This is a genomic window from Marinicauda salina, assembly GCF_003122085.1.
Lineage (GTDB): Bacteria > Pseudomonadota > Alphaproteobacteria > Caulobacterales > Maricaulaceae > Maricicauda_A > Maricicauda_A salina.
Map to the genome: position 1 here is coordinate 44,511 of NZ_QEXV01000004.1, position 18,759 is coordinate 63,269.

22 protein-coding genes are annotated in these 18,759 nt (G+C 69.8%); 8 read left to right on the forward strand and 14 right to left on the reverse strand.

Annotated features, from left to right (window positions below; genetic code table 11):
- Positions 1–15: 15 nt before the first annotated feature.
- The 5 genes from DDZ18_RS09450 to DDZ18_RS09470 all read right to left on the reverse strand — a co-directional run bounded on the left by DDZ18_RS09450 (position 16) and on the right by DDZ18_RS09470 (position 4,297).
- Complete coding sequence (locus tag DDZ18_RS09450; protein ID WP_109253151.1) at positions 16–891, reverse strand: M23 family metallopeptidase; 876 nt, start codon at positions 889–891, stop codon at positions 16–18.
- Entirely contained in the window at positions 891–1,766 is an 876-nt protein-coding gene (locus tag DDZ18_RS09455) for a hypothetical protein (protein ID WP_146190651.1), read from the reverse strand. Before DDZ18_RS09455 ends, DDZ18_RS09450 begins: the two co-directional genes overlap by 1 nt.
- A gap of 115 nt (positions 1,767–1,881) precedes the next feature.
- Positions 1,882–2,385: a hypothetical protein gene (locus DDZ18_RS09460; protein WP_109253153.1), complete on the reverse strand. Its 504-nt coding sequence runs from the start codon at positions 2,383–2,385 to the stop codon at positions 1,882–1,884.
- A 25-nt stretch (positions 2,386–2,410) separates the two neighbouring features.
- Positions 2,411–3,457 carry a methyltransferase domain-containing protein gene (locus DDZ18_RS09465; RefSeq protein WP_109253154.1) on the reverse strand — a complete coding sequence of 349 codons (1,047 nt, stop codon included), beginning with the start codon at positions 3,455–3,457 and terminating at the stop codon, positions 2,411–2,413.
- 51 nt (positions 3,458–3,508) lie between these two features.
- Positions 3,509–4,297: a carbon-nitrogen hydrolase family protein gene (locus DDZ18_RS09470; RefSeq protein WP_158272121.1), complete on the reverse strand. Its 789-nt coding sequence runs from the start codon at positions 4,295–4,297 to the stop codon at positions 3,509–3,511.
- A 157-nt stretch (positions 4,298–4,454) separates the two neighbouring features.
- Between DDZ18_RS09470 and panD the strand changes: the two genes are divergently transcribed.
- Together panD and DDZ18_RS09480 are read left to right on the forward strand one after the other, a co-directional pair.
- On the forward strand, positions 4,455–4,820 hold the full coding sequence (panD, locus tag DDZ18_RS09475; protein WP_109253156.1) for an aspartate 1-decarboxylase: 366 nt from the start codon (positions 4,455–4,457) through the stop codon (positions 4,818–4,820).
- A gap of 162 nt (positions 4,821–4,982) precedes the next feature.
- Positions 4,983–5,285 carry a GIY-YIG nuclease family protein gene (locus DDZ18_RS09480; RefSeq protein ID WP_109253157.1) on the forward strand — a complete coding sequence of 101 codons (303 nt, stop codon included), beginning with the start codon at positions 4,983–4,985 and terminating at the stop codon, positions 5,283–5,285.
- Positions 5,286–5,525: 240 nt separating this feature from the next.
- Here the strand turns inward: DDZ18_RS09480 and DDZ18_RS09485 are convergent, their stop codons facing one another.
- Positions 5,526–6,200, reverse strand: coding sequence for a chemotaxis protein CheZ (locus tag DDZ18_RS09485; RefSeq protein ID WP_109253158.1), 675 nt, complete (start codon positions 6,198–6,200; stop codon positions 5,526–5,528).
- A gap of 54 nt (positions 6,201–6,254) precedes the next feature.
- Positions 6,255–6,641: a response regulator gene (locus DDZ18_RS09490; RefSeq protein ID WP_109253159.1), complete on the reverse strand. Its 387-nt coding sequence runs from the start codon at positions 6,639–6,641 to the stop codon at positions 6,255–6,257.
- Between the two features lie 136 nt (positions 6,642–6,777).
- Here DDZ18_RS09490 and DDZ18_RS09495 point away from each other — a divergent pair, with 136 nt between their 5' ends.
- The 5 genes from DDZ18_RS09495 to DDZ18_RS09515 all read left to right on the forward strand — a co-directional run bounded on the left by DDZ18_RS09495 (position 6,778) and on the right by DDZ18_RS09515 (position 12,438).
- Positions 6,778–7,215, forward strand: coding sequence for a MaoC family dehydratase (locus tag DDZ18_RS09495; protein ID WP_109253160.1), 438 nt, complete (start codon positions 6,778–6,780; stop codon positions 7,213–7,215).
- A gap of 23 nt (positions 7,216–7,238) precedes the next feature.
- The gene (locus DDZ18_RS09500; RefSeq protein WP_109253161.1) at positions 7,239–8,174 is read left to right on the forward strand and encodes a bifunctional riboflavin kinase/FAD synthetase; all 936 of its coding nucleotides are present in this window, start codon (positions 7,239–7,241) and stop codon (positions 8,172–8,174) included.
- Between the two features lie 166 nt (positions 8,175–8,340).
- Positions 8,341–11,313 carry an isoleucine--tRNA ligase gene (ileS, locus tag DDZ18_RS09505; protein WP_109253162.1) on the forward strand — a complete coding sequence of 991 codons (2,973 nt, stop codon included), beginning with the start codon at positions 8,341–8,343 and terminating at the stop codon, positions 11,311–11,313.
- 2 nt (positions 11,314–11,315) lie between these two features.
- Positions 11,316–11,822, forward strand: a complete 507-nt coding sequence (lspA, locus tag DDZ18_RS09510; RefSeq protein ID WP_109253163.1) for a signal peptidase II — start codon at positions 11,316–11,318, stop codon at positions 11,820–11,822.
- A 76-nt stretch (positions 11,823–11,898) separates the two neighbouring features.
- Positions 11,899–12,438, forward strand: coding sequence for a DUF3035 domain-containing protein (locus DDZ18_RS09515; RefSeq protein WP_109253375.1), 540 nt, complete (start codon positions 11,899–11,901; stop codon positions 12,436–12,438).
- 55 nt (positions 12,439–12,493) lie between these two features.
- On the opposite strand, the gene DDZ18_RS09520 is transcribed toward DDZ18_RS09515, so the two are convergent.
- The 4 genes from DDZ18_RS09520 to DDZ18_RS09535 are packed head-to-tail and all read right to left on the reverse strand — an operon-like array spanning position 12,494 to position 15,911.
- Positions 12,494–13,027, reverse strand: coding sequence for a hypothetical protein (locus tag DDZ18_RS09520; RefSeq protein ID WP_146190652.1), 534 nt, complete (start codon positions 13,025–13,027; stop codon positions 12,494–12,496).
- Entirely contained in the window at positions 13,024–13,584 is a 561-nt protein-coding gene (locus tag DDZ18_RS09525) for a hypothetical protein (protein ID WP_109253165.1), read from the reverse strand. Before DDZ18_RS09525 ends, DDZ18_RS09520 begins: the two co-directional genes overlap by 4 nt.
- Before the next feature lie 2 nt (positions 13,585–13,586).
- A complete protein-coding gene (locus DDZ18_RS09530) occupies positions 13,587–15,416 on the reverse strand; it encodes an aminopeptidase P family protein (protein WP_109253166.1) in 1,830 nt (609 codons plus the stop codon).
- Between the two features lie 54 nt (positions 15,417–15,470).
- Entirely contained in the window at positions 15,471–15,911 is a 441-nt protein-coding gene (locus tag DDZ18_RS09535) for a DUF2267 domain-containing protein (protein WP_109253167.1), read from the reverse strand.
- A gap of 236 nt (positions 15,912–16,147) precedes the next feature.
- Here DDZ18_RS09535 and DDZ18_RS13900 point away from each other — a divergent pair, with 236 nt between their 5' ends.
- Positions 16,148–16,306 (forward strand): hypothetical protein, encoded by a 159-nt coding sequence (locus tag DDZ18_RS13900; RefSeq protein WP_158272122.1) that lies wholly within the window; start codon positions 16,148–16,150, stop codon positions 16,304–16,306.
- On the opposite strand, the gene DDZ18_RS09540 is transcribed toward DDZ18_RS13900, so the two are convergent.
- The 3 genes from DDZ18_RS09540 to DDZ18_RS09550 all read right to left on the reverse strand — a co-directional run bounded on the left by DDZ18_RS09540 (position 16,303) and on the right by DDZ18_RS09550 (position 18,570).
- Entirely contained in the window at positions 16,303–16,743 is a 441-nt protein-coding gene (locus DDZ18_RS09540; protein WP_109253168.1) for an ArsI/CadI family heavy metal resistance metalloenzyme, read from the reverse strand. The two genes, DDZ18_RS13900 and DDZ18_RS09540, sit on opposite strands and share 4 nt — an antisense overlap.
- Positions 16,719–17,084: an ArsR/SmtB family transcription factor gene (locus DDZ18_RS09545; protein ID WP_109253169.1), complete on the reverse strand. Its 366-nt coding sequence runs from the start codon at positions 17,082–17,084 to the stop codon at positions 16,719–16,721. Before DDZ18_RS09545 ends, DDZ18_RS09540 begins: the two co-directional genes overlap by 25 nt.
- A 607-nt stretch (positions 17,085–17,691) precedes the next feature.
- Positions 17,692–18,570, reverse strand: coding sequence for a 50S ribosomal protein L11 methyltransferase (locus DDZ18_RS09550; protein WP_233245793.1), 879 nt, complete (start codon positions 18,568–18,570; stop codon positions 17,692–17,694).
- Between the last annotated feature and the right edge of the window lie 189 nt (positions 18,571–18,759).

Here is an 18,759-nt window from a genome sequence, read left to right on the forward strand (position 1 = left end):
TGCGGCCGCCTTCGTCTAGCTGTCCGATTCCTCGCGCAGCAGGCGTTCGTAGCTGTCGACCAGAGAAGCGTAGGGCGGGACCGGCGTGAAGGTCAGCTCGCCGTCGACCATCACCGACTGCCGGATCTCGAAATGCAGGTGATAGGTCGTCGGGGTGGAGCCGAAATAGTTCGACACGATCCCGATGCGATCGCCCTGTTCGACCCGGTCGCCCGGCGCGACCCACAGGCTCGTCGGCTCGAGATGCAGGTAGTAGTACTGCGCGCCGTCGTCGGCGAGCAGCTTGACGATGTGACCCGACACCGAGGTGATGTCGCCGTCGGCGACGGCCACGGCGAAGAAGTCGTCCTCGTCGTCGGGCGTCGTCGGCGGACAGGCCGGCGGGCGGATGTCCTGGCCCTGGTGGCCGGTTCCCGCCGGACACATCGGCGTCTCGTAGCCGCGGGTCTCGCAATAGTTGTCGCGCCAGGGATACTCGTAATTCTCCGCGTCGCACTGCCAGCCGCCGCCGCCCTGGCTGCCGCCGGGCATGTAGACCTGCGAGTTGGCGTAGGCCGCGGGCAGCTCGATCGGGAAGCGGATCCCCTCGGCGTAGATGGTGTCGTCTTCCCGACCGGTTCCCGACCCCTCGATCAGGTCGCCGGCGGGCAGATAGCTGAATTCGTCGCCCCAGTAGTCGGTCAGCGTCTCGGGCTCGGTCGGCTCGGGCTCTTCGGGTTCCCGCTCGTCGGGTTCCGGATCCTCCGGCTCGGGCTCTTCGGGCTCGGGCGTCTCCTCGCCCGGCTCGTCCGGCGGCGCGCCGCCGTCGTCCGGCGCCGGCCAGAAGATCAGCGCTGCGAGGCCGATCACGGCGACGATCAGGGCCAGGATGTAATCGCGTCCGCGTTCCATCACCGGTTCTCCATTCCTTGGGGCGAGCCGCCGGACAGCGCCAGGCGGCGATAGACCGCGCGCGCGGTCTCGGGATCGCGGCAGGCCGGGGTGTTCTCCGGATCCTCGCACATGATCTGGATCGAGTAGGTCGCGCCGAAACGATTGAACACGAGTTCGACGCCGGCCCGGTTCTGCGTGATGCGCACGCCGTCGTCCTGGCGCGCCGCCGCCAGGCGGCGGCGCATCGGCTCGTCGGCGGTCATTTCGCGCATCGCGACGCGGGAGCCGGTGACCTCGATGGCGAGTTCATCGACATGCATGCTCGCCGAGTAGACGTGGTCACGGGGAAACATCAGCATCCCGTCGCCCGCCTGGGCGTGACGCACGCCGGCGGTTCGCGCGTGCGCCACGCGCGGCGTCAGCACCGGCAGGCGCGGGCGCTGCAGCTCCTCGGGCTCGATATTGACCGTGCGGACGGGGGGCGGCGTGCGCATGCCCTGCGGCGCCATCGCCGCGACGCCCGGATTGCCGGGGTTGGAGGGCTGCGCATCCTCGTTCCAGCTCTCCTGGTCGCGCTCGAGCTGGTCCCGCCAGGCTGAATGAGCGGCGTCCCAGTCGACCGGGGCCAGCCGGCGGCCGTGCGCGTCGCGCTCGGCCGCGGCGCGGCGCGCCTGCGCCGCTTCCTGCTCGCGCTCGGCGCGCCAGGCCTCGATGCGCTCGACGATGCGTTCGTCGTAGGCCAGGCGCTCCCGGGTCCGGGCCTCGTACTCGGTCATCGGGGCGACATCGACGCGCTGAATGGGACGCTCGACGACTTGCTCGGGCTCCGGCTCGGCGGCGATCTCCTGGGCGACGGCGAAGCCGCCCGCCATCATCCCCGCAGCGGCCAGCACGCTCAATCCCGCGGCGGCGGCACGTGCAGACGATCCCATCGCGCTCCCCCTCAGAGCCGTTCGTTAAGGGGAGATTAACACACGTGTCGCCGGCGGCGTAGGGCTTCGACGCGACTCAGCCCGGCGATCCGCCCGCGACGCGTAGCGAATTGATCACGCCGCGGATAAAGCCGGCGTCGGTGCATTCGCGCCGGGCGCGCGGGTCCGAGCAGGCCACGGTGACGGTGTAGCCGGCGCCGTAGCGGGAGAAGTTCGCCTCCATGCCGGTCGCGTTGCGCGTCACGTCGGGCGCCGAACCCGGAACGGCGAAACGGCCGCGGCTCATGCCCGCGATCTCGATCGAGATCCCCGACATCTCGCAGCTCGCCACATAGCTGTCGCCGCGAGCGAAGAAGAGCACGCCGGGATCGCCGCGGCCCGGAACGGTGGCGCCGGCGCTGGCGGCGGGCAGCAGGACGGGCAGGCGCACGGAATCCAGGGCCGCCCGGTCGCGATTGACCGGCCAGGCCACGGCCGTGGTCTGGTCGCGGCGCGCGGCCGTCCAGTCGATCTCGGCCTGCGCGGACGCCGGCGCGGCGAACAGCAGCGCGGCGAGAAAGGCGATGACCCCCAGCTTCATGTCGAGCCCCCGACTTGTCGGCGCGTCAGCAGCAGCCTGTCCCGGCTCCGGCGCGCCCGGTTTGCGTGTCGAACGGGACGGGCGTCCCGCATCCTTCGAATATGCCGTAATGACGGTCAAACGTCCCGATAAAGTCGAAATGCGGCGAGAAGCGGGACTCCGCGAGCATCCGCCACGTATTGCCGCAGACCGGGAAGACGCGGCCGACCTCGATATCGTGATGCTTGTCCAGCACGAACCGGTCCTCGGCGTCCTCGATCCCGCCGCGATAGACCACGGCCTGACCGTAATCCTCGCAGGCCGGCTCGAGGTCGTCGATGTTGAACAGCCGGTAGGTCGCGGAGAAGAAGGCCGTTTCGCCCAGCTTCTCCCGCGCGGCGGGGTCGCTCACCGTGATCGGCCGGTCCTCGACGAGGCGCGGATCGGCGAAGCCCGCGGCCTTCGCCATCGCGAGGAAATCGTTCCAGTAGAGCGCGCCGGCGAGGCACTCGCCGTAAAGCACCGGATCGTCGGCGAGCGCGGGATCCTGGCGGCGGTCGGCGTAGACGTCGGCGAAGTAGAACTCGCCGCCGGGCTTCAGCAGCCGCCTCGCCGCGGCGATGACGCCCGCCTTGTCGCGGCACAGATTGATCACGCAGTTCGACACGATGACGTCGAAGCTCGCCGGGGCGAGCCCCAGCCGGTCGAGATCCTCGAGTTCGCCCTCGACGAAGGCGACATTGTCGTATCCGAAGCGCTCGGCGTGCCAGCCCTGGTGCGCGCGGGCGACGTCCAGCTGTTCGGGCGTCATGTCGACGCCGACGACGGCGCCGTCAGGGCCGACGAGCCGCGACAGCGCGTAGACGTCGCGTCCCGCGCCGCAGCCCAGATCGAGCACGCGCGCGCCGTCGAGCTTCAGCGGCACGGCCAGCCCGCAGCCGTAATAGCGCCGGCGCACCTCCTCGTGGGTCTCGGCGATGGCCGCGCGGATGCGCGGCGGGACGTCGGACGCGTCGCAGCAAGCGTCGGTGATGAGATCGGCGGAGGATTGCAGCGTCCGGCCGTAATAGGCCTTCACGGCGTCGGCGGTCATGGCGGGCTCCCGGCTAGATGCGCCCGCAGGATGGGCGCGGCCGGGCCGAGGTCAACTCACGGCTTCGCTCACGAATCCGCGCGCTTCGGCGGTTTTGCGCCGGGCGGCGCGACCGTACTCGGCGAGCAGGATCTCGGGATCGTCGCCGGCGCGGGCGAGCACGGACCCGTCGGGCCCGCAGATCAGCGAGCGGCCGGCGTAGGCGCGCTCGTCCTCGCTCCCGCAGCGATTGGCGAGCAGGGCGTAGACGTGGTTGTGATAGGCCAGCGTGCGCATCTCGGCCTCGAACAGGTCGAGCGGCTCGGCGGCCTCGACGCAGGTCGGCGTGGCGATGATCTCCGCGCCCAGTTTCGCGCAGGCCCGGTAGCTCTCGGGGAAGTGGCGGTCGTAGCAGATCACCACGCCGAGCCGGCCGGCGGCGGTGTCGTAGACGTCGAAGCCATCGGCGGGGGCGTAATAGTCCTGCTCCCAGAAGCCGTCGAACTGCGCGATCCGGTTCATCCGCGACACGCCCAGAAGCGTCCCGTCGGCGTCGAACACCGGCGAGGCGTCGTGGCGCCGTCCGTCGACGTCTTCGAGATAGACATTGCTCACCACCACGACGCCGGCGGCCTTCGCCGCGTCCGACAGGGCCGCGAGCGCGGGGTGGTCGGCCGTCATCGCCCAGGCGCTTGCATCGCCGCCCTTCGTCTTCGGGAAGAAGGGCGAGAGGTGGATCTCGGGAAACACGACCAGCGCGGCGCCCTGGTCGCCGGCCTCGGCGATCATCCGTTCGGCCGTCTTCACGTTGGCGTCGATATCGGGCGCGCAGGCGTGCTGGGCGATGGCGAGTCGGGGCATCGGACCGTCCTGTCGGGGCTGACCTGCGGATGGCGCGACACTATATCCCCCTGTAAGGGCCGGGCCCACCGGAACGGGGTCTGTATTCGCAGCCGCGAATACGCTATATGCGCCGCAACATGCCCGACGCGCCGGACAATCAGGAGGTCGACGCGCCATGCAGCTGACGATGATGAAGGCCAAGCTTCACCGCGCGGCGGTGACCGAGGCCGACATGCATTACGAGGGCTCGATCTCGATCGACGCCGAACTTCTCGAGGCCGCCGGCATCCTGCCGCACGAGCAGGTCGACGTGCTCAACATCAACACCGGCGGGCGGTTCACCACCTACGCCATCACCGCGCCGCGCGGTTCGAAGACGTTCGGGATCAACGGCGCGGCGGCGCGCCTGGCCCAACCCGGCGACCGCATCATCGTGGTGTCCTACGCCGCGATGGACGAGGCCGAGGCGCGCGGCCACGAGCCCACCGTCATAGTGCTCGACGAGGCCAACGCAGTCGTCAGCGCGCCCAAGGCGGCGTAGGTGGGCGGGGTCCGCAGCTCCACCCTGCATTCACACGCTCAGATTTCACGCCATACTCGGCCTCATCCTGAGGCGCCCGATCCCCTTGACCCTTCGAGGCTCGCTGCGCTCGCACCTCAGGGTGAGGGGATCGGGCCTCGAAGGATGGGAGGCGAGACGCCGATGATCGCCTGGGTCTATATCCTGCGCTGCGCCGACGGGTCGTATTACGTCGGCTCGCATCGCGGCGACGATCTCGGCCGGCGCATCGGCGAACACCAGGCCGGCATGGGCGGCGATTACACGCGCCGGCGCCTGCCCGTCGAGCTGGTCTATTCGGAATGGTTCGAATGCATCGAGGACGCGGTGGCCGCCGAGCGCAGGCTCAAGGGATGGTCGCGCGCCAAGAAGGAGGCGCTGATCTGCGGCGACTTCGATCTCGTGCGCACCAAAGCGAAGCGGCGCGGCGGCCGGCCGCGGGCGTAGGTCTGACGGGCCGATCCCCTTGATCCTTCGAGGCCCGGCCTCGCCGGGCGCCTCAGGATGAGGGGATCGGGGCGACGGAACCGGGTTCTGGCCCTCGCCTCACCCTGAGGTGCGAGGCGGGCTCGGCCCGCCGAGCCTCGAAGGGTCCCGGGCGTTTTCCCCGCTCCTTCGAAGCCCGGCTTCGCCGGGCGCCTCAGGATAAGGGGATCGTTGGTCCGGCGATGGGAACGGCGCCGCCCCTCAATCGAACAACGCGTCGATGTCGTCCTGGCCGAGATCCTTGTCGATGATCTCGTCGACCTTTTCCTGGCCGGTCTCCGGGCCGCCGACGGCGGGACCGTTGAGATGGAGCTGCCTGCGGCGCTCGGCCTCGGCGACCTCGTCCTCGTCGGCCTCGGCGTCGCTCACGCCCATGGTCTGGGCGAAGCGGCTGACGCGCTTTTCGACGTGGCGCAGCGAGGCCACGACCTTCGAGACGCGCTGGCCGGCGAGGTCCTGAAACGAGCAGCTCTCGATGATGCGCATCATCGCGGCGTCGACCTCGGCCTTGTAGCTGTCGAGATCGTCCGGCTCGGCGCCGAGCAGACCCTCGGCCTCCTGCATGATCGCCTCGGTGGCCTTCTCGGTGTCGGTGACGACGGCCTCGAGCTCGGTCCCGGCGCTCGGGATCTGCTGCTCCTTGATGTCGTTCGGGCGCAGCTTGGAGATCTCGTCGCGGGTCCGCGAGATATAGTCGGCGATGTACTGGAATTCCTCGTTGATCGACCGGTCGAGCGATCCGAAGAAGACCTGCATCGTGTCCGTCAGCTGGTGGGCCAGCTTCAGGACTTCCATCACCTGGGCGTCCTTGAAGTCGCTCGACTTCAGGGCGGACAGGGACTCGCGCACGCGCGCGGCGACTTCAGGGGCGGGCATGGCGACCCTCCTGCACAGTTTGAGACGCGGGACGAATGATCAGGCGCGCGGCGATCAGAAGTCGCCCAGCACCGCCGCCATCTTCGCCTTCAGCGTTCCGGCGTTGAACGGCTTGACGATGTAGTTGTTGACGCCCGCCTTCTTCGCGGCGACCACGTTCTCGGTCTTGGATTCCGCGGTCACCATGATGAAGGGCGTGGTCTTCGTCGTCTCATCCGAGCGCACCTTCTGCAGGAGCTCGTAGCCGGTCATCGGCTCCATGTTCCAGTCGGAGATGACCAGACCGTATTTCTGCTTCTTCATCTTCTCGAACGCTTCGGTGCCGTCGGCGGCCTCGTCCACGTTCTCGAATCCGATCTGCTTGAGCAGGTTCCGGATGATCCGGACCATGGTCTTGTAATCATCCACTACCAGGATCGGCATCGACATCTCGACGGCCATACCCCAACCTCCATCCGTTCTTTTCCACCCAGGCGGGTCGGTCCGTCGTCCCATCACCCGCTGATGGAGACGAAACCTAGACAAGCGCGGTCAAAATTCGGTTAAACACGCCGACTTAGCGCGAAGGCGGAGATCGATGAGCAATCCCCAGGGCTTTGGAATCAGCGAATTGTCGGTGGGTCAGACCGCCTCGATCGAGCGCCGGGTCGACGAGGAGATCGTGCGCAAGTTCGCCGAGGTCTCCGGCGACTTCAATCCGATCCACATGGACGCGGACTACGCGGCGAAGACGCCGTTCCGCGAGCGCATCGCGCACGGCGCGCTGGTCGCGTCGTTCATCTCGTGCGTGCTCGGCAACCACCTGCCGGGCCCCGGCGCCGTGTTCCAGGGCATGACGATGCGCTTTCTCCGGCCGGTGCATATGGGCGACACCGTGACCGCGCGCGCCACCGTCACCGACGTCGACGTGCGCGCCCGCCAGGTGAAGCTCAAGTGCGCCTGCGAGGTCGACGGCGAGGTCTGCATGGAGGCCGACGCCGAGGTGATGGTGCGCAAGCGCCGGGTCTCCGCCTGAGACCGCTGCCGGGAGGCGACGCCTTGAGCGAGATCATCGAGGGTTACGCCGACCTGCCCGCCGCCGCCCGCGGCGGCGTCGCCGCGCTGGGCAATTTCGACGGCGTCCATCGCGGTCACCGCGCCGTGCTCGACGCCGCCGCCGCGCTCGCCGCCGAGCGCGGGACGGTCGCCGTCGCCGCCGTGTTCAAGCCGCATCCGCGCCGCTATTTCAGGCCCGACATCGCGCCGTTCCGGCTGATGAGCGACGCCCAGCGCGCCCGCGCGCTGGCCGCCGCCGGCGCGGCGCGCATCCACGTCATCCCGTTCGGTCCGGAGCTCGCGGCGATGAGCCCGGAGGCGTTCGCCCGCGACGTGCTGGCCGGCGGGCTCGGCCTCGACGGCGTCGTGACCGGCGGGGATTTCCGCTTCGGCAAGGACCGCGCCGGCGACGCGGCCATGCTGGCCACGCTCGGCGAACGCCACGGCTTCACCGCGCGCGCCGCCCCCGAGGTCGACGACGCCGACGGGACCAAGATCTCCTCGACGGCGATCCGCGAGGCGCTCGGCCGCGGCGAGCCGGAGACCGCCGCGCGCCTGCTCGGCGGGGCCTGGCGCATCGAGGGCGTGGTGGCGCGCGGCGACGAGCGCGGCCGCACGCTGGGCTTTCCCACGGCCAATATCGGCCTGGGCGACTATGTCCGGCCGCGCTTCGGCGTCTACGCCGTGCGCGCGACCGTTCCCGGCCGGGACGCGCCGGTCCCCGGCGTGGCCAATATCGGGCGGCGCCCGACGGTCGACGGCGAGGACGAGCGCCTGGAGGTTCACCTGTTCGATTTCGAGGGCGATCTCTACGGGTCCACGCTCGAGGTCGCGATCGAGCATTTCATCCGCCCCGAGACGAAATTCGATGGGCTCGACGCGCTGAAGCGCCAGATCGCCGCCGACAGCGAGCAGGCGCGCGCGCGGCTCGGCCGGTGACTGGACCGTCCGCGCGAGCCCTGATAGATGACGAACATGACCTCGCGTCGGATCATCATTGCGCGCCGAATTACCGGCCCGGCCCGCGGCTGAGCACAGCTCCGTGGCGCCGGGAGAGTGCATTCGCGACGCCTTGACCAATCCCTGATCAGACGGACACGCCGCCATGACTGATGCGAGCGACACCCGCGCCGAAACCGCCGGGCGCGACTACAAGGACACGCTCTTCCTTCCGAAGACCGATTTTCCCATGCGGGCGGGCCTGCCCAAGCGCGAGCCGGAATGGCTCGAGCGCTGGGAGCGGCTGGATCTCTACGCGAAGATGCGCGAGGCCGCGGCCGGCCGCGAGCGCTTCGTGCTCCATGACGGGCCGCCCTACGCCAACGGACACATCCATCTCGGCACCGGCATGAACAAGATCCTCAAGGATCTCGTCGTGCGCAGCCGGCGCGTGATGGGCCATGACGCGCCCTACCGGCCGGGCTGGGACTGCCACGGCCTGCCGATCGAGTGGAAGGTCGAGCAGGCCTACCGCGCCAAGGGACGGCGCAAGGACGACGTGCCCAAGGCCGAGTTCCGCAAGGCCTGCCGCGACTACGCCGCCGAGTGGATCGACGTCCAGCGGACCGAGTTCAAGCGGCTCGGCGTGGCCGGCGAGTGGGACGATCCCTACACGACCATGGCGTTCGACGCCGAGGCCGCGATCGTCCGGGAGTTCCTGAAATTCGTCGATCTCGGCCTGGTCTATCGCGGCTCCTCGCCGGTGATGTGGTCGCCGGTGGAGAAGACTGCGCTCGCCGAGGCCGAGGTCGAGTATCACGACAAGGTCTCGACCACGATCTGGGCGCGCTTCCCCGTGCGCGGGGTGAAGCAGGACGGCTCGGGCGTCAGCGCCGATCTCGCCGGCGCCGACGTGGTGATCTGGACGACCACGCCCTGGACGATCCCGGGCAACAAGGCGATCGCCTATTCCGAGGCCATCACCTATGGCGTCTACGAGGTGAAGGCCGTCGATTCGCCGGAGGAATTCACGCCCTGGGCGCGACCGGGCGACAAGCTCGTCGTGGCGGACTCGCTGTGGGACGACGTCGCGCAGGCGGCGTTCATCGCCAACGCCGAGCGGCTGGGCGACGTCGATCCCGACGGGCTGGTGTGCTCGCATCCGCTGGCCAAGGCCGACGCCTACTGGGACTATCGCGTCCCGCTGCTCGAGGGCGACCACGTCACCGACGAGCAGGGCACGGGCTTCGTCCACACCGCGCCGAGCCACGGCGCGGAGGACTACCAGGTCTGGATGGCCAACAAGGACAGGCACGGCGAGGGCGAGGCGATCCCGCACACCGTCGGGCCGGACGGCGCCTTCCTCGAACACATTCCCTTCTTCGCCGGGCTCGAGATCATCCGCACCGAGGGCAAGAAGGCCGGCAAGGACGGCCCGGCCAACAAGGCCGTCGTCGACAAGCTGATCGAGGAGGGCAAGCTGCTCGCGCGCGGCCGGCTCGAGCACTCCTATCCGCATTCCTGGCGGTCGAAGGCGCCGGTCATCTTCCGCAACACCGACCAGTGGTTCATCGCGCTCGATCGCGAGATGGATGACGGAACGACGCTGCGCGGGCGCGCGCTCAAGGCGATCGAAGACACCACGTGGACGCCGAAATCCGCCGAGAACCGCATCCGCTCTATGGTCGAGGGACGGCCGGACTGGCTGATCTCGCGCCAGCGCGCCTGGGGCGTCCCGCTGACCATGTTCGTCCACGCCGACACCGGCGAGATCCTCAAGGATCCGGCGGTCAATGCGCGCATCGTCGAGGCCGTCGAGGCCCGCGGCGCCGACGCCTGGTTCGACAGCGACCCGGCCGAGTTCCTCGGTCCCGATCACGATCCCGCCGTCTGGGAGCCGGTCACCGACATCCTCGACGTCTGGTTCGATTCCGGCTCCACCCACGCCTTCGCGCTGAGGGAGGGCGAGTGGCCGGCGAGCCTCTATCTCGAGGGCTCTGACCAGCATCGCGGCTGGTTCCAGTCCTCGCTGCTGGAGTCCTGCGGCACGCGCGGGCGCGCGCCCTACGAGGGCGTGCTCACGCACGGCTTCATCGTCGACGAGAAGGGCATGAAGATGTCCAAGTCGCTCGGCAACGTGCTCGCGCCCGAGGAGGTCGCCAACAAGTACGGCGCCGACATCCTGCGCCTGTGGGCGGCGAGCGCCGACTACACCGGCGATCTGAGGATCGGCGAGGCGATCCTGCAGACCGCCGTCGACGCCTATCGCAAGCTGCGCAACACGATGCGTTACCTGCTCGGCGCGCTCGAAGGCTTCACCGACGAGGAGCGCCTGCCCGTCGCCGAGATGCCCGCGCTCGAGCGCTGGGTCCTGCACCGGCTGGCCGAACTCGACGCGACGGTGCGCGAGGCCTACGCGGCCTACGACTTCAAGCGGGCCTGGTCGGCGCTGTTCAATTTCTGCGTCAACGATCTCTCGGCCTTCTATCTCGATGTGCGCAAGGACAGCCTCTACTGCGACACGCCCGTCGAGCCGCGCCGGCGCGCCGCCCGCACGGTCATGTCCGAGGTGTTCGACCGGCTGACCGTGTGGCTGTCGCCGATCCTGGTGTTCACCATGGAGGAGGCGTGGCTGGAGCGCTTCCCGAGCGAGGACGGCTCCGTGCATCTCAGGACGTTCCCGGAGACGCCGGAGGGCTGGCTCGATCACGACCGCGCCGCGCGCTGGGCGACGATCCGCCGCCTGCGCCGGGCGGTCACCGGGGCGCTGGAGGAGAAGCGCCGCGCCAAGGAGATCGGTTCGAGCCTCGAGGCCGCGCCGAAGGTCTACGCCGCCGACCCGGCCTATCGCGAGGCGCTCGAGGCCGAAGCGCCGGGCGCGGTCGACGACTTCCTCGCCGAGATCTCGATCACCAGCCAGGCCGCGCTGATCGACGAGGCCGCGCCGGCGGACGCCTTCCGGCTGGAGGACGTCGAGGACGTGGGCGTCGTGTTCGCCCGCGCCGAAGGGCGCAAGTGCGCGCGGTCCTGGAAGATCAGCCCGGAGGTCGGCGCCGATCCGCGCCATCCCGATCTCAGCCCGCGTGACGCCGCGGCCGTGGCGTGGTTCGATGCCCGCCAGGGGCGGCAAGCGGGGTGAGCATGTCCGGGGAGCGGTCGAGCGCGGTCTTCGCGGTCACGGGGTTCGTGCTGGCGGCGACGGTGTTCGTCCTCGACCAGGTCTCCAAGTTCTGGATCCTGCGCGTGCTCGATCTCGACGGCATGCGGGGCGGCCGCGTCTACGTCCTCGACCCGTGGTTCAACCTGACCATGGTCTGGAATCGCGGGGTGAGCTTCGGCCTGTTCGCCGCCGACAGCGATTGGCAGCGGGTGATCCTCGTGGCCCTCTCGCTGACGATCGCCGGCCTGCTCGCGGCCTGGCTCCTGCGCGCCGAGCGCTGGCTGCAGACGCTCGCCTTCGGTCTCATCATCGGCGGCGCGCTGGGCAATGTCGTGGACCGGGTGATTCACGGCGCCGTGGCGGACTTCCTGGATTTCTCCGGGCTCTATTTCCCGTATGTGTTCAATGTCGCCGACGCCGCGATCACGACGGGCGTGGCGGCGCTGCTGCTCGATCTGCTGATCGGCGGCGAGGACGCGCGGACGTGACCGCGGCGCTGGTCAATCCGGCGCGATCTCTGCTAAACACCGAGCAACCATGATCCTGCAGGAGCGAGCCTCGCCGATGCGCAGCCGCACTCTCATTCTCACCGCCGCGATCGCGCTGTTCGGCGCGAGCGCGTGCAGCTCGGGCGTCCGCGAGGCGCTGGGCGCGGACAAGACCACCCCGGACGAGTTCCGCGTCGTGACGATCGCGCCGCTGACCGTTCCGCCGGAATACAATCTGCGCCCGCCGCAGCCCGGCGAGCTGCGGCCCGAGGACGTCTATCCCGACCAGCAGGCGCGCCGCGCCCTGTTCGGCGATCTCGAGGCGTCGAGCGCCACCGACGCCGAGGTGCTGTTCGCCGCGCGCGCCGGCGCCGCGGACGCCAATCCGAATGTCCGCGCGCTGATCGACGGCGAGACCGCCGCCGTCGTGCGCAAGAACCAGGGCTTCGCCGACCGGATCCTGTTCTGGCGCGACGACACCTACACGCCCGACGCCGCCGAGCCGGACGGGCTGTCCGCCGAGGAGGCGCTCGAGCGCGTGCGGCAAGTGACCGGGGGCGGCGAGGTGGAGATCATCCGCCGGCGCAGCGTGCGCAGCAAGCTGCCGGGACTTTGAGCCTCGCGCTCGCGATCGCGACGCGATCAGGCCCCGCCGGACCGGCGGGGCCTTTTCATTCCGGGACCCGTCGATAGATGCCGTCGATGCGCACGTCGCCGTCGAGATGGGCGAGATAGGCGCGCATCGCGGCCTCGAGCGCGTCGAGATCGTCGACCCGGCAATAGCCTTCCCGGTCGAGCGTCACCCCGGCGTCCGCCCGCGCGGCCTCGGACAGCGCCGCGCAATCGGGCTGGTGATAGGTCGCCATGCCGGGATAGGTGAAGACAACGCCGTAGACGACGCCGTCCTCGCGCGGGCTCTGGGCGATGTAGAGCCCGTCGCCGAGTTCTTTCAGCCTCGTGTCCTGATGGGGGAAGTTCGCCGTTTCGGAGACATAGCGCCGGCCGTCATAGGTGATGGGGCCCTCCCAGGTGGGCCGGCTCCACTCCTCGCCCTCGGTGTCGTAGGGCGTGTGGGTGTAGACGCCGGGCTCGATCCCGCGATCGGCGCCCCAGAATCCGATCAGCTCGTCTTCCGAGTAGAAGCACGCCGAGAGCGCGCCCGCCGCCAGGCAGGCGAGCCCCGTGCGCAAGGCGCGTGCGCTCAAAGCGCCTCCTCGAGCGCCAGATAGCCCGGCGTGACGAAGCCGCCGCGCTCCTCGCGCATGGCGGCCTCGAAGGCCTCGGCTGCGGCGACCAGCGTCTCGTAATCCTCGATGACGCAGAGATCGTCGTCGTTCAGCGCGACGCCGATCCGCTCGCGCTCGGCGGCGGGGATCTCCTCGCAGATCGGGATGTCGTAGCCGAAATGCCCGTCGGGCAGGGCGTAGAGCAGCGAATACATCCAGCCGGCGTCCTGGTCGCCGGGCTCCGGGGGATGCTGGGCGATGAACACGCCCTCGCGCATCTCGGCGAAGCGCGCGCCCTCGTAGGAGAAGTCGTCCTCCCCGGACGTGTAGACCCCGTCGACGACGCGCACCGGTCCGCGCCATTCCAGCTCGGCGACCCCGTCCTCGGTCTCGTAGCGCGCCCAGACGCCCTCCTCGAGCGGGAACACGGCCCGATCCGGCCCGATCAGCGGCTTCTCCGAAACCAGGCAGCCGGCGAGCGCGAGCATCGCCAGTCCGGCGACCGCCGCAGCGGCGTATCGAACGAGGGTCGTCATGGTCAGCCTTTCTTGAGCGGGGCGCAGGCGGCGTCGAGCCAGTCGGCGGCCTCGCCGTCGACGCGCGGTCCGACGCGTTCGCGCACCATCTCGTGATAGGCGTCGACCCAGGCGACTTCATGGTCGGTCAGGAGCGACGGATCGACGAGCGCGCGGTGGAGCGGCGCCATGGTGAGCGTCTCGAAGCCCAGCATGTCGCGATCGCCGTCCTCGATCGCGGCGGGCGGGGTGACGACCTGCAGGTTCTCGATGCGGATGCCGTAGGCGCCGACGCGGTAATAGCCGGGCTCGTTGGACACGATCATGCCGGGCTGCAGCGCGGTGGCGTTGGGCGTCTTGGCGATGCGCTGCGGGCCCTCGTGGACGCCGAGATAGCTGCCCACGCCGTGGCCGGTGCCGTGGTCGTAGTCGAGCCCGGCGTTCCACAGCGGCTGGCGCGCGATGGCGTCGAGCTGGGCGCCGGTGACGCCTTCGGGAAAGCGGATCACGGCGAGTGCGATATGGCCCTTGAGCACGAGCGTGAAATGCCGGCGCATCTCCGCCGTCGGCTCGCCGATCGGCACGGTCCGCGTGACGTCGGTCGTGCCGTCGGGGTACTGGCCGCCGGAATCCACGAGATAGAGCGAGCCGCGCGCGAGCTTGCGCACGGTGTCGGTGTTGACCCGGTAGTGCGGAAACGCGCCGTCGGGTCCGGCCGCCGAGATCGTCTCGAAGGAGATGTCCCTCAGCTCGGGCGCGGCGCGGCGGAGCTGCTCGAGCTTCAGCGCGGCCTCGATCTCGTCGACATTTCCCGACTGGGCCTCCGTGTCGAGCCAGTGCAGGAAACGCACGAGGGCGGCGCCGTCGCGGACATGGGCCTGACGCGCGCCCTCGATCTCGGTTTCGTTCTTGCACGCCTTCGGAACGGCGACGGGATCGGGCTTGCGCCGGATCGTCGCGCCGCCCTCCGAAAGCCGGTCGAACACCCATTGCGAAGCGGTCGATCCGTCGACGCGCACGGTCTTGCCCGACCAGGACTTGAGCCCGTCGGCGAACTCGGTCTCGGGGCGGATCGCGATCTCGTTGCCGAGATGGGCGCGCGCCTCGTCGGTGAGCTTGGCTTCGTTGATGAACAGCGTGGCCCGGCCGTCGGGCTCGAGGATCGCCGAGGACAGGGGCAGCGGCGTGCAGGACACGTCGCCGCCGCGCAGGTTGAACAGCCAGGCGATGGAGGCGGGATCGGTGATCACCGCGGCGTCGGCGCCGTCCTCCTTCACCGATTCGCCGATGCGCGCCCGCTTGGCGGCGTGATCCTCGCCGGCCAGCTCGATCGGATGCGGGGCGACGGGCGCGGCCGGCGCGGGCGGCCGGTCGGTCCAGGCGACGTCGACGAGATTGCGTCCGACAGGGACGAGCACGGCGCCGGCGGCGTCGGCGGCGTTCTCGAGCCGTTCGACGGCGTCGGGCGAATGCACCCGCGGATCGTAACCGATGCGCTCGCCCTCGCGGGCGTTGGCGCGGATCCAGCCCGCCACGCCCTCGCCGACGAGATCGGCGATCTCGAACAGCTCGGGGTCGACCTGGGCCTTGACCTGCTCGGTGTAGCGGCCGTCGACGAAGACCGCGGCGCGGTCTTTCATCACGATCGCCGCGCCGGCCGAGCCGGTGAAGCCCGTCGCCCAGGCCAGCCGCTCGGCGTTCGGGGGCAGGTATTCGTTGTTGTACTCGTCCTCGTGGGGGATGAGGAAACCGTCGAGGCCGGCGTCGGCCAGCGCCTCGCGGAGCGCGGGAAGGTGGGCCCGACCTTCGGCCGGGCCGCCCTTCACGTCGAAATTCTGAATGGGCTGCGTCATGGCGCGACGCTAGTCCCGCCCGCGCGGGCTTTCAATCGCGCACGTGCGCTCGTCTCACGCCGGCTCCGGCCAGAGCTCGCGGATCTCGGTGTTGAGCATCATGCGCACGTCCTCGATCTCGCCGGGGCTGACATGCGCGTTCAGCGCGGCGAACACCGCCTTCGTCGCCTGCTCGGGCGAGAAGCCGAGATTGCCCGCGCCGCCGAACCCCTCGCCGACATGGGCGAGGAACGCCTTCTTCTCGTAGATCGGGAAGGGCATCTTCGCGGGCCGATAGCCGTCGTAGAACACGCCGCGCACGAACATGGGCAGCTGGGCGGACAGGTGCGCGGCCTCGTCGACCGTCAGGCGATCGCGCAACGCATGAAGCACGCTTCTCAGCGCGACGAAGGCGGCCTGGCGCGTCTGCGCGCCGAGCGTCTTCTCGATCTCGTCGAGCCAAGCGTTGGTCTTGTGGATGGACTCGTCGAGGACGCTGACATTGGTGTCGGGCATGTACTCGCCTCCCGTGCGAACCGGCGCGGGAGGCCGGGGCCTCCCGACCGTTGGGTCGTCCCGGCCGTCCCGGGCCGGATGGGGAAGAGTACCGCCGCGCCGGAGTCCGCGGAACGCGGCGTCGCGTCCCAGGGGCGGGCCATGCGCTCAGCGCATGACCGGCTTGCGTCGACGGGCGTTCCGCGACGTCGCCGCTGCGGCCATCTCCAGACTGTTCAACGAGCCGGGAGGCGAAGATGTTTCACGCCGACGATCATATCCGCCTGATGGGCCTCGACGCGGCGCGGCCGATGCGGCGTCGCCGCGACGCCGGCGTGCGGGACCAGGCCCGCAACACCGACATCGACAGCTTCCTGGAACGGATCGGCCTGGCCGGCCGGGTGCGCCGGCGCTAACCCGCCTGCTGCGGGACGCAGCAGGCCTCGTTTTCGGCCAGCCGGGCCGCATCGAGCGTTCCGTCGCCGTACTCGGTCGCGTCGCCGTGAGTGTGGAAGGTCTCCCACGCCACGCCGTCGGGATCATGCACCCACGTCTTGGTCGAGCGCGCGTAGCAGCAGGTCGTGTTCTCCTGGTCGAGTTTCGGCGCGTCGGCCTCGGCCAGCCGTTCGCGCAGGCCGGCGAACTCGGCCTCGTCCTCGGCCTGCAGGCCGACATGGTCGACGCCGCGCCTGGAGCCGCGCGTCGAGATCGAGAGATTGATCCGCGGATCGTCGATCATCCACTTGGCGTAGTCGGACTCCACGCGCGTCGGCTCGGCGCCGAGCAGGCGGTTGTAGAAGGCGATCGAGCGATCGAGATCGTCGACCGTCAGGGCGAGGTGGAAACGGGACATGAGTCTTCTCCTTCACAGGGCTGGATGGCGGACAGCAGCGGGTCGACGCGTTCGGGCGCGCCGGCGCAGCAATCCTTCATGAGAAAGCCGACCAGGCCGCGCATGGCGTCGAAGTCGGCTGCGTAGATCACGCTTCGGCCCTCGCGCCGCGAGGCCACCAGGCCGGCGCGGGCGAGAATGGCCAGATTGGTCGAGGTCGTGTTCTGCCGCGCGTCGAGCCGCTCGGCGACTTCGCCGGCGGGCAGGCCGTCATGGCCGGCGCGCACCAGCAGGCGGAAGATGTCGAGCCGGGCTTCGTGGGCCAGCGCGGACAGGGCGGAGAGGGCGTCTTCGTTTTCCATATATCCAGATATCCCGATATACGGGAGAGAGTCAAGGCGTAGATCACAGCCCTCTCGGTCCTTGGGCCCCGACCCAAGGACCCAGAAAACGTTCGCCGCGCGCTCGATGCTGGGCCCTTGGATCAAGTCCAAGGGCCGAGACCAGAGGGAGAGCTGAGGAATCAGGTCCTTGGGTCGGGGCCCAAGGACCGAGAGGCTTGAAGCGCCCTCCCTCCCTCTCGAACGGACGGCCCTCGTCCTTCGAGACGCCCCGATCCCCTCATCCTGAGGAGGCCGCGAAGCGGCCGTCTCGAAGGACGGGGATCGGGGCCCTCAGAGCCTGCCCCGGACTAGATCCGGGGATGAGGGCCTTGATGGCATGAGAAGTTGTGATTTTGCGGCGCGCCGCGTTTTCTCCCTCGCGCGCGTGCAAGGAGGGCGTACGCCGTTGAAACCCCGGCCGACCGGAGGGAGAGCCGGGGCCTCCGCGCGCCTCTTTGCAGAGAGGTCCCGGATCGCGCCGGAGGCGCGTCCGGGAATTCAGTTCACTCCGCGCCGTACGCTACGCTCGCGTTCACCGCCTCCAGGGGAGGAGAGAGGGTCGGGGTGAGGGGAAAGGGCCCGCCGCTCACCCCTCTGCCAGCACCAGCGTCGTCCAGCCGTCGAAGCTCTCGCGGCCGGCGACCTTCAGGCCCGCCTTCGCGTAGGCGGTCGCGACGCGCTCGGCCTGTTCGTCGAGCAGGCCCGACAGGATCGCGCGCCCGCCGGGCTTGAGGCGCTCGGCGAGCTGCCTGGCCAGCCGCTCCAGCGGTCCGGCGAGGATGTTGGCCAGGATGAGGTCGAAGCGGGCGTGTTCCAGCTTCGGGCTCTCGAAGCCGTCGGCCTCGAACACGTCGAGATGACCCGCCACGCCGTTCTTCTCGGCGTTGGAGCGCGTCTCCAGCACCGCTTCGCTGTCGATGTCGGAGGCCGCGATCACCGCTTCGGGCCACAGCTTCGCCGCGGCGATGGCGAGCGCGCCGGTGCCGCAGCCGAGATCGAGCACGCTGTGCGGGGCGAAGTCCTTGGCCGCGAGCCGGTCCACGGCGATCAGGCAGCCCTTGGTGGTGCCGTGATGGCCGGTGCCGAAGGCCGGGCCGGCCTCGATCAGGATGCCGGTCTTCTCGGCGGGAACCTTGTCTGCGTCATGCGCGCCGTGGACGACGAAGCGGCCGGCCTCGACCGGCGCCAGGCCCTGAAGCGAGAGCCGCACCCAGTCCTCCTCGGGCAGCGGGCCGAAGCTGACATCGACCGCGTCGCGGTCGAGCCCGATGTCGGCGAGGAAGGCGTCGATCTTCGGCTGGGCGGCGAACAGCACGTCGAGCCGGCCGCGCGCGGGCTCGCCCTGCTCGAACAGCGACCAGGCCAGCGCCGGCGGTTCGTCCATCGCGTCGAGCCGGTCGTTCGCGGCCTTGAGCGCGTCCATCGGGCCGAGCGCCTCGAGGCGCCAGAGCGCGGTCATCGCCATGGGGAACTCCTGTGTGCGGGCGCGCCGTCATAGCCCGCCCGCGCGCCGAACGCATCCCGCTTCGCGTCGGTGGGCGGAGGTGCGGATTGTGGGCGGGTTTCCATCGTTTCGGCCCTTGGACTTGATCCAAGGGCCCAGATCACGGCTGCAAGCTGGGTCCTTGGGTCAGGGCCCAAGGACCGAGAGGCG

Coding starts and splice junctions, on each gene's coding strand:
- DDZ18_RS09525 (WP_109253165.1), bottom strand. CDS start 13,584: ATGACGACCCTCGTTCGATACGCCGCTGCGGCGGTCGCCGGACTGGCG.
- DDZ18_RS09450 (WP_109253151.1), bottom strand. CDS start 891: ATGGAACGCGGACGCGATTACATCCTGGCCCTGATCGTCGCCGTGATC.
- DDZ18_RS09550 (WP_233245793.1), bottom strand. CDS start 18,570: ATGGCGATGACCGCGCTCTGGCGCCTCGAGGCGCTCGGCCCGATGGAC.
- DDZ18_RS09490 (WP_109253159.1), bottom strand. CDS start 6,641: ATGGCCGTCGAGATGTCGATGCCGATCCTGGTAGTGGATGATTACAAG.
- DDZ18_RS09485 (WP_109253158.1), bottom strand. CDS start 6,200: ATGCCCGCCCCTGAAGTCGCCGCGCGCGTGCGCGAGTCCCTGTCCGCC.
- DDZ18_RS09545 (WP_109253169.1), bottom strand. CDS start 17,084: ATGGAAAACGAAGACGCCCTCTCCGCCCTGTCCGCGCTGGCCCACGAA.
- DDZ18_RS09470 (WP_158272121.1), bottom strand. CDS start 4,297: ATGCCCCGACTCGCCATCGCCCAGCACGCCTGCGCGCCCGATATCGAC.
- DDZ18_RS09530 (WP_109253166.1), bottom strand. CDS start 15,416: ATGACGCAGCCCATTCAGAATTTCGACGTGAAGGGCGGCCCGGCCGAA.
- DDZ18_RS09465 (WP_109253154.1), bottom strand. CDS start 3,457: ATGACCGCCGACGCCGTGAAGGCCTATTACGGCCGGACGCTGCAATCC.
- ileS (WP_109253162.1), top strand. CDS start 8,341: ATGACTGATGCGAGCGACACCCGCGCCGAAACCGCCGGGCGCGACTAC.
- panD (WP_109253156.1), top strand. CDS start 4,455: ATGCAGCTGACGATGATGAAGGCCAAGCTTCACCGCGCGGCGGTGACC.
- DDZ18_RS09535 (WP_109253167.1), bottom strand. CDS start 15,911: ATGCCCGACACCAATGTCAGCGTCCTCGACGAGTCCATCCACAAGACC.
- DDZ18_RS09460 (WP_109253153.1), bottom strand. CDS start 2,385: ATGAAGCTGGGGGTCATCGCCTTTCTCGCCGCGCTGCTGTTCGCCGCG.
- DDZ18_RS09480 (WP_109253157.1), top strand. CDS start 4,983: ATGATCGCCTGGGTCTATATCCTGCGCTGCGCCGACGGGTCGTATTAC.
- DDZ18_RS13900 (WP_158272122.1), top strand. CDS start 16,148: ATGTTTCACGCCGACGATCATATCCGCCTGATGGGCCTCGACGCGGCG.
- lspA (WP_109253163.1), top strand. CDS start 11,316: ATGTCCGGGGAGCGGTCGAGCGCGGTCTTCGCGGTCACGGGGTTCGTG.
- DDZ18_RS09495 (WP_109253160.1), top strand. CDS start 6,778: ATGAGCAATCCCCAGGGCTTTGGAATCAGCGAATTGTCGGTGGGTCAG.
- DDZ18_RS09540 (WP_109253168.1), bottom strand. CDS start 16,743: ATGTCCCGTTTCCACCTCGCCCTGACGGTCGACGATCTCGATCGCTCG.
- DDZ18_RS09515 (WP_109253375.1), top strand. CDS start 11,899: ATGCGCAGCCGCACTCTCATTCTCACCGCCGCGATCGCGCTGTTCGGC.